The organism is Pararhizobium sp. (genome assembly GCF_035497515.1).
Taxonomy (GTDB): Bacteria; Pseudomonadota; Alphaproteobacteria; order Rhizobiales; family Rhizobiaceae; genus Pararhizobium.
Genome location: NZ_DATJDJ010000079.1, coordinates 1 through 12692, shown reverse-complemented (window position 1 = coordinate 12692; position 12692 = coordinate 1). Strand labels below are relative to the sequence as shown.

Here is a 12692-nt window from a genome sequence, read left to right as displayed (position 1 = left end):
TGAATTGGTGTCTACGGAAAGCCGGGTCTTCGGCAAGCGCACACAAAAGCACGTCATCATTCTCGCCAGCGGCGACAAGGTCCGGCACATGACCTTTCAGCCGTGGATGGCTGCGCTGTCGGTCTGCTTCGTTTCCGTCTTCTCGATCGGCTATCTCGCCGCAACATCCTATCTGGTGCTGCGCGACGATCTGATCGGCGGCACCATGGCGCGTCAGGCGCGCATGCAGCATGAATATGAGGACAGGATTTCAGCCTTGCGCGCGCAGGTCGATCGCGTCACCAGCCGTCAGTTGCTCGATCAGCAAGTCGTCGAAGACAAGGTCGAAAAGCTGCTGCAGCAGCAGATGGCCCTCTCTTCCCGCCACGGCAAGCTGGACACGCTTCTCGATCGCGCCGAAGAATCCGGCATTTCCGAGAAGGAAATACCATCGATCGCGGGATCGCAAGCCTATGGCAAGCGCGCCGATGCCAGTGGCGGAGTGAAGGCGATCGAGCGGCTGATGGGCCTGGGCGACAAGCCGCAGCAGGACGTCACGCTGGCCTATGCGCCCGTCGGGCAGGAAAGCATGTCCGACCGGGCCGACCGGATGTTCTCCAAGGTTACTCTCTCCCTCAAGGATATCGAGAAGCAGCAAAAGGATCGCATCGACGGCCTGACTGCCGGCGCATCGGAAGCGTCTGACGCCATCGTCAACATCCTGGCACGCACCGGCGTCAAGCTTCCTGCCGAAGCGCTGACGGCTCCGGTCGCGGAGACCGGGGATGACACGGCGGTCGGCGGACCGTTCGTCGAGCCGGAAACCGCCGAAGCCTTCGACAACTCGATCGTCGCGCTCGACAGCGCTCTGGCGCGGCTGGAACAGGTTCGCAGCCAGGCCAAGAAACTGCCCTTCAACAATCCCTCGCCGGCGAGCGATATCACCAGCCGCTTCGGAAACCGGCTTGATCCGTTCCTCGGCCGGCTTGCGCTGCATGCCGGCATTGATTTTCGCGCGACCGTCGGAACCCGGGTCGTCGCCACCGCGCCGGGAACGGTAATCGCCGCCGGCAAGAATAGCGGTTATGGCAACATGGTCGAAATCGATCACGGCAGCGGCATCACCACCCGCTACGCGCACCTGTCGAGTATCCTGGTCAATGTCGGCGACAGGATTTCCGTGGGCGAGGCCATCGCCCGCTCCGGCAGCACGGGCCGCTCGACCGGCCCGCATCTTCATTACGAAGTTCGCCTGAACGGTAAAGCCGTCGATCCCATGCGGTTCCTCACCGCCGGCATCAAGCTCAGCCATTACATCAACTGACGTAACGACAGTTCCAACAGAGCCGATCAGCGAAAACCGATATCGATCTTCGGTTATGTTGTTGTCGGGCGGTCATTTATTGACTCTATCGAGCATCAAGCCAGCGGTTTTCTTGACTTTGTCATACTATGGGACTAAGAGCCCGAGCGACGGCAATTTATGAATGCGCCGATTGACCAGAGTTCGATAGAACCGGAACGGAAACAGATTTCCAATTGACCACTTTTTCAGACCTTGGCCTGAGCCAAAAAGTTCTTACCGCGGTGACCGATGCGGGATACACAATTCCAACACCGATTCAGGCAGGCGCCATACCGCCTGCTCTGCAACGGCGTGATATCCTTGGCATAGCCCAGACAGGAACCGGCAAGACGGCGTCCTTCGTGCTGCCGATGCTGACACTGTTGGAAAAGGGTCGCGCTCGCGCCCGCATGCCGCGCACGCTCATTCTCGAGCCGACGCGCGAACTGGCGGCCCAGGTTGCCGAGAACTTCGAAAAATACGGCAAGAATCACAAGCTCAATGTTGCATTGCTGATCGGCGGAGTGTCCTTCGATGAGCAGGACCGCAAGCTCGAGCGCGGCGCTGATGTGTTGATCTGCACGCCCGGCCGCCTGCTGGACCATTGCGAGCGCGGCAAGCTGCTGATGACCGGCGTCGAAATCCTGGTGATCGACGAAGCCGACCGCATGTTGGACATGGGCTTCATCCCGGATATCGAGCGTATCGCCAAGCTGATCCCGTTCACGCGCCAGACGCTGTTCTTCTCCGCGACCATGCCGCCGGAAATCCAGAAACTGGCTGACCGATTCCTGCAAAACCCGGAACGTGTCGAGGTGTCCACACGCTCGTCGACCGCAACAACGGTCACCCAGCGTTTCGTTGCGACTCACAGCAAGGATTACGAAAAGCGTGCCGTTCTGCGTGATCTGATCCAGAAGCAGGAAGACCTGAAGAACGCCATCATCTTCTGCAATCGCAAGCTCGATGTCGCCGAGCTCTTCCGGTCGCTTAGCCGCCACGGCTTCTCTGTTGGCGCCCTCCACGGCGACATGGACCAGAGTTCGCGCACCAAGATGCTTGCCGGTTTCAAGGACAATGCAATAACCTTGCTTGTCGCATCCGACGTTGCAGCCCGTGGCCTCGATATTCCGGATGTCAGCCACGTGTTCAATTTCGACGTGCCGATCCATGCGGAGGACTATGTCCACCGTATCGGCCGCACCGGCCGCGCCGGTCGCTCGGGCGCCGCATTCACGCTGGTTTCCAAGCGCGACACCAAGTTTGTGGATGCCATCGAGAAACTGATCGACAAGAAGATCGAATGGCTGAACGGCGATCTCTCCGCCCTGCCCGCCCCGATGGAAAGCCATGACAGTGGTCGTTCCGAGCGTGGTGGCCGTGACGGCAAGCGCGGCGGACGCCGCAACGACAGGGATCGCGATCACGCTCCCCGCCCGGGTGCCGACCGCGCGGCAACCGGTCACAAATCGGACACCAAATCAGCCGATATTCCCGCAGCCCCCGAACCAGTCGTAGCAAAGGCAGAACCTGTGAGACCAGAACGCAAGGCAGAAACGAAACCGCAGAATGCCGGCCGTAACAGCAACCGTCCTGCTCCCCAGCCGTATCCTGCCAATGACGACAACCGCGATCGCCGCAATCGCTATCGCCGCGACCAGGACGACGGTCCGACGCCGATCGGCTTTGGCGATGACATTCCAGCCTTCATGCTGATTGCCGGCAAGGCCTGATTATCTCGGCCGTCGCATGGCACATCCAGGCATAGATTTTCCCGGCGTGGGATCTGGGCTTGCCGTCTTGAATGACGGCAAGCTTTTGCTTTGCAAGCGCTTGAAGGCGCCCGAAGCCGGTCATTGGAGCATTGTCGGCGGTAAAGTCGATCATATGGAACCCGCCGCTGATGCCGCGCGCCGCGAAGCCGAAGAGGAAAGCGGCCTGACCATTCATTCCGCCCGCTTCCTCTGCCTCAGCGAGCAACGCGTCGAGGCGGACCGGCAGCATTGGGTATCGCTGATCTACGTGACCGACGACTTTTCCGGCGAAGTGCGACTGATGGAGCCCGACAAGCTTTCGGAAATCGGCTGGTATGCGCTCGATGACCTGCCCCAACCGCTTTCCGTGTTTGCGCAAGACGCCGTCAAGGCGCTGAAGGCGCAGGCTATTCCTGCTGTGCAGCATACTTAAAGTTACAGCGGCCTTTGCTTGTCGTATTTGACGCGCGGCGCTGTAGAACGCAAGGCCGCCTCGTAGGCGAGCCTGACCCAGCGCGCCATTTCATCCGGTTCGTCGAACGCCTCTTCCGGGATCGACCAATAGGGCATCTTCACCGGCTTTCCCTTGCCGTCATAGGCCCATTGCACGCTGCCGGCGGCCTCGAATTCCGGCGCGCTTTGACCATCTGCCTTGAGCAGAATGTCGCCGCTCACCTCCAGTGCCACGATCAGCCCTTCGAAGTAGATTCCCTTGCCGCCGAACATGCGTTTGACGGTGATGGGACCAAGCGCGGAAAACATTTCCTCGATCGCGGTATTGTCCATCGGATCAGCCTTTCAGAATGCCACCGGCGGCAAGGATCGCCTCCGGCGTGTCGAAATCGAGATGTGCGGCCGGTCCGATCTCGACATCGACGACCGGCAGGCCCGAACTTTCTATGATGTGGCGGGCGCCGATGTCCCCCCGCAATTGCCGGATCGCTTCGAAGGTCGATTTCGGCAGGATGACTGGATTGCCGCGCTTGCCGCCCGAAACGGCGCGAACAATCGTCTGCCCCCGTTCCGCCCGGAAAGCGGCGATCAGCGTCTTCAGATCCTGCGCCGTCACCCAGGGCATGTCGGCGAGCATGACCAGCACACCATCGGCATCGGCTGCAACGGCATTCAGGCCGCGGACCAGCGAGGACGCCATACCGGCGGCATAATCCGGATTTTCGATCGCTGTGATCTCGAGCCCCGAAAGGGTAGCGCGAATCTCGTCCTGCCGGTGGCCGGTCACCACGATCGTCCGTCCGTTACCGGCGTCGAGAGCAGCCTGCGCGCTCCTGCGGATCAGTGGCACGCCGTCGAATTCGGCGAGAAGCTTGTGCTGGCCTGCTGCTCCCATGCGGCTCGCCCTGCCGGCAGCCAACAGCACGATTGCGACGGACACCTGCCTTTGGTGGAGGCTCGTCAGGGCGCGCGGCAAGGGGCGTGTGGGTATCTCCATCAACAAGCCGCCGACGCCGAGACCCGTAATATCCTCCGAGCCCGGCCATTCGCCGGCAAGGATCCGGTTCAGGATCCAGTCGAAGCCGTTTTCCTTCGGGCTTCGGGCACATCCCGGCGCGCCGATGACCGGGAGGTCGCCAACCTGGCCAAGAACGAGCAGGTTGCCGGGATCGACGGGCATGCCGACATGATCGACCCTGCCACCGGCAAGCCGGATCGCCGCCGGAATCACATCATCGGCATCGGCAACGGCCGAGGCGCCGAAAATGATGATCATATCCGCATCCCGCCTTGCCTCGGAAATGGCCGAGGCCACGGCCTGCGCAGTATGGGCGACACGAATTTCGCAGACGAGCATGCTCGCCGACAGGCGAAGGCGATCCTCGAGGATGCGGCAGGTCTTTTCCATCACCGACGGCTTCAGGGACGGCAGCATGGTGGCGATCAGCGCAACACGATGCGCCGCGAACGGCTTGACCCGGAAGGCCTCCTCGCCTTGCAGAACGGCCGCGGCCTGCGTGACGACGTCACCGGCGACCGCCAGCGGAATGATCTTGATCGTCGCCACCATGTCGCCAGCGCGAACCGGTACGTGATCCGCCAGACAGGCCAAGGTGATCGCCGGATCGATGCGGTTGAGACGATCGACGATCGAACGACTGGCGACGAACAGGCCGTCCACGGCGGCATGCACATTGATTCGCCCGGTGGCGGCTTCCGAGAAGGTCAGATGGTCGCGATCAATCGCATTTGCGATCCGCGCGGCGGCCTCGTCTTCCAGCAGATCGCCGGCATCGAGCCTTGCTACCACCACTTCGGTGATACCTGCCGCTTCCAGCGCGGCGATATCGGCAGCGCAGAGAAGACGGCCCTTGGCGAGGCGGCCGACCTGTAGCTTTGCGGCATGCGCGAGAACCGTCCCCCCGGCCTCAGCCACCGCGACCGGCCCGAACTTCATGCGCTTGCCCTCCGCCCGTTCATGACGTCGCGGGTGCGCAGCGTCCGGATGATCTCGGCAAGGATCGCGACGGCGATTTCGGCGGGGCTGGAAGCGTGGATGTCGAGGCCGATCGGTGCGCTTATGCGCGCAATCGAAGCCTCGTCCAGTCCCGCCTTCGTCAGCCGTTCCACCCGGCTGGCATGGGTCTTGCGGCTACCGAGCGCGCCGACATAGAAACAACCGGCGGCAAGCGCCGCGGCCAACGGAAAATCGTCGATCTTCGGATCGTGGGTGACCGCGACGAGCGCCGTATAGGCATCGAGCGGCATGGTCTTCAGGACGTCTTCCGGCCAGTCGGCGAACAGCACCGTCTGCCCGAACCGCTCGGGCGTCGCAAAGGCACTGCGGGGATCGATGATCCTGAGGTCAAAGCCGGCAATCGCAGCCAGGCCTGCCAGGGCCTGCGAGATATGCACGGCGCCGATGACAACGATGCGCGGCGGCGGCAGATAGACGTTGATGAAGAGAGACTTGCCATCGATTTCGATCGTCGCGGATTTTCCCGTCCGCAGGGCGGTTTCGACAGCGGGCGCCACGGCCTTGTCGACCGGCTCGCCCTGGAGAAAGAGACTGGAAGCACCACTGTCGAGCCGGGTCACCGTGACGGCGGCGATACGGTTGTCACGGGCTTCATTGATCCTGCGCAGAAGGTCCAGCCGCATCGTCGCTATCCCAGCCTTTCGACATAGACGCGGATGCGGCCGCCGCAGGAAAGGCCCACCTTCCAGGCAGTCTCATCGGCGACGCCGAATTCGAGGGTCCGTGCGGTTCCCGAGGCGATAACGTCAACCGCCTCGCCGATCACGGCGCCCTCGACACAGCCACCCGAGACGGAGCCGTGAAAATTGCCGTCGGCATCGATGACCAGATGGCTGCCGACAGGTCGCGGCGCCGAACCCCAGGTTTCGATCACCGTGGCAATGGCGACGCCGCGGCCGGACGTGCGCCACTGCTCGGCGATGGTCAACGGGTCGGGTACGAAAGCCTGGCTCGACATCTCTCCTTCTCCCCTCAGCGCTGCATCAAGAACCGGCGCGGATCCGCATCCCGCGACGAGCGCCCGGAAAGGGCATGGACCAGATCGGAAACCGCTGCAAGATTATGCACCGCACGGAATTCGTCAACATGCGGCAGCATGGCCCGCACCCCGCGCGCCCGCGCCTCGAAGCCATCGAAACGCAACAGCGGATTGAGCCAGATCAACCGGCGGCAGGAACGGTGCAGCCTGTCCATCTCGGTTGCGAGTTCGCCGGCATCGTCGCGCTCGAGGCCATCGGTGATGAGAAGCACGATGGCGCCCTGCCCGAGGACACGGCGCGACCAGAGCCGATTGAACTCGTGCACGGTTTCGCCGATCCGCGTGCCGCCGGACCAGTCGCGAACGGCCTTCACGCATTCGTCCATCGCCTCGTCAGGATCGCGGTTCCTCATCTGCCGGGTGACGTTGCTCAGCCGCGTGCCGAACAGGAACGTATGAACCCGCCGACGTTTTTCCGTCAGCACATGCAGGAAATGCAGGAAGACGCGCGTGTACTGGCTCATCGAGCCGGAAATATCGGCAAGCACGACGAGCGGCGGATGGATGGTTTTTGGCGCGCGGAAGCGGGGCAGGATGAGATCGCCGCCGGTTTTCAGCGCATCGCGCATGGTGGCGCGCGGATCGATGCGCTGCTGCCGGTGCGAGGCGCGAAACCGGCGGGTCCTGACCTCGTCCATCGGCAGGACCAGCGCCGAAAGCGCCGTCTTCGCCTCGTTTATCTCGGCCGCCGACATCTGGGCGAAATCCGTCTGACGCAGCAGTTCACGGCCGGACGTCGTAAAGCGGGCGTCGATCTCGATATCCGGTTCGTCGCGCACCGGTCGCTGCGCGTCACGATCGGCAAAGAGCGCGTCGCTGACCCGCGCCTCGCCGGCCCTGCGTCGCTCCTTCTCCTGATTGTTTGTCGCCACCGGCGACATCATGGCGATCATCTTGCCAATGAGATCGCGCGAGCGCCAGAACAGCCGGAATGCCTCCTCGAACAGGGCCTGATCTTCATGGCGCTTGACGAAGATGGATTGCAGCGTGGCGTGAAACTCCTCACGCGATCCGATGCCGATCAGACCGACGGCGTCTATCGCGTCGGCGACCGCGCCCGGACCGATCTTCAGGCCGGCCTTGCGCAGCGCACGGGCAAAGAAGACGATATTATCCGCAAACCGCCCATCGCCCGGCGGGAGTGTCGGAAGAATGGCGCCGTCACTGACTTGCGCTGCCATTGCCATGATCAGCCCGTCGCCAGGAGTTCGGCCTTGACCTCGTCGAGCAGCCTGCGGCCATCCCCGCCTTCGATCCGCGTGATGTCGTCCTGGTATTTCAGCAGCGTGCCCAGCGTATCCGAAATGGTTTCCGGATCGAGCGCCAGCCGGTCGAGTTCCGTCAAGGCCGTCGCCCAGTCGATGGTTTCCGCAACGCCGGGATTCTTGAAGAGGTCTATTGTTCGTAGTTTCTGGACATAGGCGACGATCTCCCGCGACAGGCGGTCATTGCAATCAGGCACCTTGCGGCGGATGATCTCCAGTTCCTGCGCCGCCTTCGGATAATCGACCCAATGGTAGAGACAGCGGCGCTTCAGGGCATCATGCACCTCGCGCGTGCGGTTGGTGGTGATGATAACAACAGGTGGTTCCTTGGCCTTGATCGTGCCCAGTTCGGGAATGGTCACCTGGAAATCCGACAGCACTTCAAGAAGAAAAGCCTCGAAGGCTTCGTCGGTTCGGTCGAGTTCGTCGATCAGGAAGACAGGCGCCTTGCCGGTTTCGGCGGAAATGGCCTGCAGCACGGGGCGGCGGATCAGGTATTTTTCCGAAAAGATATTGCTTTCGATCGCGTGCCGCTCAGCCGTCCCAGAGGCTTCCGAAAGCCGGATCTCCAGCATCTGCGCCGGATAATTCCATTCGTAGACCGCCGAGGAAACATCGAGCCCTTCGTAGCATTGCAGCCGGATCAACGGCCGGTCGAGTGCCTTGGCCAGAACTTTCGCAATCTCGGTCTTGCCGACACCCGCTTCGCCTTCGAGAAACAGCGGGCGTTTCATTTTCAAGGACAGGAAGAGCACGGTCGACAGCGCCGTCCCGGCGAGATAATCGCCCGCTTCCAGCATCTCCATTGTTTCCGAGATGGACGATGGCAATGCGCCGTTTACGTATGTCGTCATGGTTCCTCCGCTCCTGAGAGGAAATCTATAGCGTGCGGTAATCCCGGTCCAGATAGACCAAGGCCGGTTTTTGCTCGCCGAGCGTCACCGCCACGACCTCACCAAAGAGGACGATGTGGGTCGCCACCGTCTTGATGTCGATCAGCCGGCAGTCGAAGGCGGCGACAGCCTCCTGCAGGACCGGGGCTCCTGTTTCGAGCCTGCCCCATGTTCCATGCTCGAAACGCGCTGTGGGATCGACGTTGTTTTTGCCGGAAAAGACATGGGCAAGATCCATCTGCTCGGCCCCGAGCAGGTTGAGCGCGAAACTGCCGCTCTCGGCGAAGATGCCATTCTTTGGATTGATCGCGTTCAGGCACACCAGCAGCGTTGCCGGACTGTCCGACACCGAGCAGGCCGCCGTGATGGTGACGCCACGACGCTCGCCTTCATGTTCGGCGGTCACGATATGCACGTGGCCCGCAAGGCGGCTCATGGCGTCGCGGTAAGTCAGCGGGTCCAGTTGGGTCTTGTCCAACACGGCAGTCTCCAGATCGGTATTTGTCTCTAACACATAGACGCTGCGAGAAAATATGAAACCCGTCGCCCGGTTTTTCTTGGTCAATCGCGGCAATTGCCGTCCATGCATACAGCCGGCATCTTTTCCTTTGACCCCTGCCGCGACATCTTTAAAACATGGCCATTCTTCATTTGGAAAACAGCATGCTCCGTTTCATCGCCGCCAGCCTCCTCATCGCCGGGTCGATGCAGGCGAGCCCTGCCCTCGCCGCCGGCCTGAAAATTGCTGTCGTCGCGCCGACGGAGGGGCCGTTCGCGTTGCTCGGACAACAGATGCTCGACGGCGCCCGCTTTCAGGCCGAGGATCGGGGTTCGGAAATCGTCGTGGTGCCGGAAACCTGCGAGGCCAAGGACGGAAGCGAACTGGCCAAGGCGCTGATCGCGTCAGGAGCCGAGGCCGCGATCGGCTTCCTGTGCACGGAAAGCCTGGAGGCGAGCCTTCCGGCGCTTGCCGAAGCCGGCATTCCGGCGATCACGCTGAGCGTGCGTTCCGACATCCTGATGGAAGACGCGCTGAAGAAGAAATGGCCGTTCTTCCGGCTGGTGCCGAGCGCCAAGGCGGAGGCGGCCAAGGTCACCGAGGTCATCCTGTCACGCTGGAAGAACGAACCTCTGGCGCTGATCGAGGACGGTACCATCCACGGGCGCGAACTGGTCGAAAGCGTGCGTGGCGCGCTTGCCGATATCGGTCTCACCCCGGTTTTTTCCGACACCTACCGGCCGGCGCAGGAGCAGCAGGTCAGCCTCGTGCGGCGCCTGGCCAAGAGTGGCGCGACCCATGTCTTCACCGGCGGAGACCGGGCGGATACGGCAATCATCGCCCGCGATGCCGCCTCCGAACAGGTCCCGCTGACACTGATGGGTGGCGAGACAATGGATGCGGCCAACCAGCCGGTGCCGTTGGCAAATGGCGTGCTTGCGGTCGCCCTGCCCGACCGCGCCATCGACGCAGCCGCGAAGGCAACGGTCGATCTGATGACGGCAGCGAAGCTGGTTCCGGAGGGTTACGTACTGCCGGCTTTTTCCGCCGTCACGCTGTTGGAGCAGGCCAAGGACCAGGCCGGCAAGGACGACAGCAAGCTCGGCGAAGCCCTGCTCAAAGGGCCGTACCAGACCGCCATCGGCCCGATCCGCTACAACGCCGACCATGAACTGGCCGATAATCCCTATCGGTTGCTGCAGTGGCAGAACAATCGCTTCGTGCCGGCGCCAGCGGTGAGCGGAACGGAATGATGCCGACGGGGCCGCGCAATGCCATCACCGATGTCGCCGGGCTGAAGGTCGGCAATGCGCAGGATCATCGCCTGAAATCCGGCGTTTCCGCTGTTGTCTGCGATCAGCCGGCGGTCGCCGCCGTGCAGGTCCTGGGCGGGGCGCCGGGAACGCGTGAAACCGACCTGCTTGAGCCGCACAACACGGTCCAGACCGTCGATGCCATCATCCTGTCTGGCGGCTCCGCCTTCGGCCTCGACGCTGCCTCCGGCGCGCAGGCGGCGCTGCGCGAAATGGGCCGGGGTTTTCCGGTCGGCAATCTCAACATCCCGATCATCCCGACCGCGATCCTGTTCGACCTCATCAATGGCGGCGACAAGGATTGGGGCGTCTACCCGCCCTACCGCGAACTCGGCTATCAGGCCGTGCAGGCGGCGGCACTCGAGTTTGCCACGGGAACGGCCGGTGCCGGCACCGGCGCGCTCACGGCAGGCTTCAAGGGCGGGCTCGGTACCGCATCGACGGTGCTGGACAACGGCATCACGATCGGCGCCCTGGTTGCCGTCAACGCGCTGGGATCGGTGACGATCGGTACGAGCGGGCATTTCTGGGCGGCACCGTTCGAGGACGGCAGCGAGTTCGGCGGTCTCGGCATGCCGCAGCCATTTCCACGCGACGCCCGCGACCTGCGCATCAAGTTCCGTGACGGCCAGCGTGAAACCCAGAACACCACGATCGCCGTCATCGCGACCGACGCTGCGCTGACCAAGGCTGAGGCCAAGCGTCTGGCGATCGCGGCCCACGACGGATTTTCGCGCGCCATCTGGCCATCGCATACGCCGCTCGACGGCGATCTCGTCTTTGCGCTGGCGACGGGTGCGAGCGGCAAGACCGTCTCCCTGCCGGACTTCATCGATCTCGGTGCAGCCGCCGCATCGACCATGGCGCGGGCCATCGCGCGCGGTGTGTATGATGCCGTCGCGGCGGAAAACGATCTCCTGCCGACATGGGGATCGCGCAAGGGACGCGGATAAAAGCCAAACCGCGGCCCGCTAATGTTGTTTGCTAAGAAAAGCAATGCTATTGCCCGCAAAACAGTTGGAGCCCCTGATCATGCCCCTGCCGATCCGCATCGCCCCGTCCATTCTCGCCGCCGACTATGCCAAACTCGGGCAGGAAGTGCGCGACGTCGTTGCGGCTGGTGCCGACTGGATCCATCTCGACATCATGGACGGCCATTTCGTCCCGAATATTTCCTTCGGACCTGACATCATCAAGTCGTTGCGGCCGCATACCGACGCCTATTTCGATTGCCATCTGATGATTGCGCCGGCCGATCCCTATCTTGAAGCCTTTGCCAAGGCCGGCTGCGACAGCATTACCGTGCATGCCGAAGCCGGCCCGCATCTCGATCGCTCGGTGCAGGCGATCAAGGCGCTGGGCAAGAAGGCCGGCGTCTCGATCAATCCGGCGACGCCCGAAAGCGTGCTTGACTATCTGCTGGACAAGCTCGACCTGATCCTGGTGATGACCGTCAATCCCGGTTTTGGCGGCCAGAAATTCATTCCGGCGATGGAAGAGAAGATCCGCCGCATCAAGGCCATGGTCGGCGACCGGCCGATCGATATCCAGGTCGATGGCGGCATCGCGGTCGACACGATCGCCCTTCCCGCCTCGGCCGGCGCCAATGTCTTTGTCGCTGGTTCGGCGATCTTCGGCGGCGGCCATGTTGACGCCTACCGCAAAACCATCGACATTCTGCGCGGCAATGCGACGGAGGGACGCGGGTGAGATTGACGGGCGGATTGGCGGTTGCACTGGTTTCGGCTGTGATCGCCGACACGGCTCTCGCCGCCGATATCGCTTCCTTCCGCTCGATCGGCTTCTCCGACGACAGCAGCGTCTATGCCTTCGAGGAATACGGTGTCGAGGATGGCTCCGGCTTTCCCTTTTCCAACATCTTCTTCATCGACACGCAAAACGATACCTTTCTACCGGGAACGCCGATCAGGGTGCGCTTGCAAGACGAGGATGCCGCTCTGGGCAAGGCGCGGGCGGAAGCGGCAACGAAAGCGGCGCCTCTTGTCACGAAATTCGATCTCGACGGCCGGCCGGGCCTGCTTGCGGCCTTCAATCCTCTCACCGAGACGCAAAGCCCTGCCCATCGCCTGACCTACCTGGAATATGCCTCAGAT

14 protein-coding genes are annotated in these 12692 nt (G+C 62.5%); 7 read left to right on the top strand and 7 right to left on the bottom strand.

Annotated features, from left to right (window positions below; genetic code table 11):
- The first annotated feature begins 4 nt into the window (after positions 1–4).
- From VL202_RS08880 to VL202_RS08870, 3 genes are all read left to right on the top strand, one after another.
- On the top strand, positions 5–1303 hold the full coding sequence (locus VL202_RS08880; RefSeq protein ID WP_325463766.1) for a peptidoglycan DD-metalloendopeptidase family protein: 1299 nt from the start codon (positions 5–7) through the stop codon (positions 1301–1303).
- 215 nt (positions 1304–1518) lie between these two features.
- A complete protein-coding gene (locus tag VL202_RS08875; protein WP_325463765.1) occupies positions 1519–3057 on the top strand; it encodes a DEAD/DEAH box helicase in 1539 nt (512 codons plus the stop codon).
- 16 nt (positions 3058–3073) lie between these two features.
- The gene (locus VL202_RS08870; protein WP_325463764.1) at positions 3074–3511 is read left to right on the top strand and encodes an NUDIX domain-containing protein; all 438 of its coding nucleotides are present in this window, start codon (positions 3074–3076) and stop codon (positions 3509–3511) included.
- A gap of 2 nt (positions 3512–3513) precedes the next feature.
- Here VL202_RS08870 and VL202_RS08865 read toward each other — a convergent pair whose 3' ends face one another.
- From VL202_RS08865 to VL202_RS08835, 7 genes are read right to left on the bottom strand one after another with little or no spacing between them, the layout of a single operon-like run.
- The gene (locus VL202_RS08865; protein ID WP_325463763.1) at positions 3514–3864 is read right to left on the bottom strand and encodes a TfoX/Sxy family protein; all 351 of its coding nucleotides are present in this window, start codon (positions 3862–3864) and stop codon (positions 3514–3516) included.
- Between the two features lie 4 nt (positions 3865–3868).
- Complete coding sequence (locus tag VL202_RS08860; protein ID WP_325463762.1) at positions 3869–5488, bottom strand: molybdopterin-binding/glycosyltransferase family 2 protein; 1620 nt, start codon at positions 5486–5488, stop codon at positions 3869–3871.
- Positions 5485–6192, bottom strand: coding sequence for an XdhC family protein (locus VL202_RS08855; RefSeq protein WP_325463761.1), 708 nt, complete (start codon positions 6190–6192; stop codon positions 5485–5487). Before VL202_RS08855 ends, VL202_RS08860 begins: the two co-directional genes overlap by 4 nt.
- 5 nt (positions 6193–6197) lie before the next feature.
- Entirely contained in the window at positions 6198–6527 is a 330-nt protein-coding gene (locus VL202_RS08850) for an XdhC family protein (RefSeq protein ID WP_325463760.1), read from the bottom strand.
- A gap of 14 nt (positions 6528–6541) precedes the next feature.
- Positions 6542–7789, bottom strand: a complete 1248-nt coding sequence (locus tag VL202_RS08845; protein ID WP_325463759.1) for a VWA domain-containing protein — start codon at positions 7787–7789, stop codon at positions 6542–6544.
- A gap of 8 nt (positions 7790–7797) precedes the next feature.
- A complete protein-coding gene (locus tag VL202_RS08840) occupies positions 7798–8727 on the bottom strand; it encodes a MoxR family ATPase (protein WP_325463758.1) in 930 nt (309 codons plus the stop codon).
- A gap of 25 nt (positions 8728–8752) precedes the next feature.
- A complete protein-coding gene (locus tag VL202_RS08835) occupies positions 8753–9202 on the bottom strand; it encodes a flavin reductase family protein (RefSeq protein ID WP_325463807.1) in 450 nt (149 codons plus the stop codon).
- Between the two features lie 227 nt (positions 9203–9429).
- Between VL202_RS08835 and VL202_RS08830 the strand changes: the two genes are divergently transcribed.
- From VL202_RS08830 to VL202_RS08815, 4 genes are all read left to right on the top strand, one after another.
- Positions 9430–10518, top strand: a complete 1089-nt coding sequence (locus tag VL202_RS08830; RefSeq protein ID WP_325463757.1) for a branched-chain amino acid ABC transporter substrate-binding protein — start codon at positions 9430–9432, stop codon at positions 10516–10518.
- On the top strand, positions 10515–11531 hold the full coding sequence (locus VL202_RS08825; protein WP_325463756.1) for a P1 family peptidase: 1017 nt from the start codon (positions 10515–10517) through the stop codon (positions 11529–11531). The genes VL202_RS08830 and VL202_RS08825 overlap by 4 nt, the downstream gene beginning before the upstream one ends.
- Before the next feature lie 79 nt (positions 11532–11610).
- A complete protein-coding gene (gene rpe, locus VL202_RS08820; protein WP_325463755.1) occupies positions 11611–12288 on the top strand; it encodes a ribulose-phosphate 3-epimerase in 678 nt (225 codons plus the stop codon).
- Positions 12285–12692, top strand: a 408-nt coding sequence (locus tag VL202_RS08815; protein ID WP_325463754.1) for a DUF2259 domain-containing protein, incomplete at its 3' end; no start/stop codon positions are given. The genes rpe and VL202_RS08815, both read left to right, overlap by 4 nt.

Coding starts and splice junctions, on each gene's coding strand:
- VL202_RS08840 (WP_325463758.1), bottom strand. CDS start 8,727: ATGACGACATACGTAAACGGCGCATTGCCATCGTCCATCTCGGAAACA.
- VL202_RS08835 (WP_325463807.1), bottom strand. CDS start 9,202: ATGAGCCGCCTTGCGGGCCACGTGCATATCGTGACCGCCGAACATGAA.
- VL202_RS08870 (WP_325463764.1), top strand. CDS start 3,074: ATGGCACATCCAGGCATAGATTTTCCCGGCGTGGGATCTGGGCTTGCC.
- VL202_RS08845 (WP_325463759.1), bottom strand. CDS start 7,789: ATGGCAGCGCAAGTCAGTGACGGCGCCATTCTTCCGACACTCCCGCCG.
- VL202_RS08825 (WP_325463756.1), top strand. CDS start 10,515: ATGATGCCGACGGGGCCGCGCAATGCCATCACCGATGTCGCCGGGCTG.
- rpe (WP_325463755.1), top strand. CDS start 11,611: ATGCCCCTGCCGATCCGCATCGCCCCGTCCATTCTCGCCGCCGACTAT.
- VL202_RS08830 (WP_325463757.1), top strand. CDS start 9,430: ATGCTCCGTTTCATCGCCGCCAGCCTCCTCATCGCCGGGTCGATGCAG.
- VL202_RS08860 (WP_325463762.1), bottom strand. CDS start 5,488: ATGAAGTTCGGGCCGGTCGCGGTGGCTGAGGCCGGGGGGACGGTTCTC.
- VL202_RS08850 (WP_325463760.1), bottom strand. CDS start 6,527: ATGTCGAGCCAGGCTTTCGTACCCGACCCGTTGACCATCGCCGAGCAG.
- VL202_RS08865 (WP_325463763.1), bottom strand. CDS start 3,864: ATGGACAATACCGCGATCGAGGAAATGTTTTCCGCGCTTGGTCCCATC.
- VL202_RS08855 (WP_325463761.1), bottom strand. CDS start 6,192: ATGCGGCTGGACCTTCTGCGCAGGATCAATGAAGCCCGTGACAACCGT.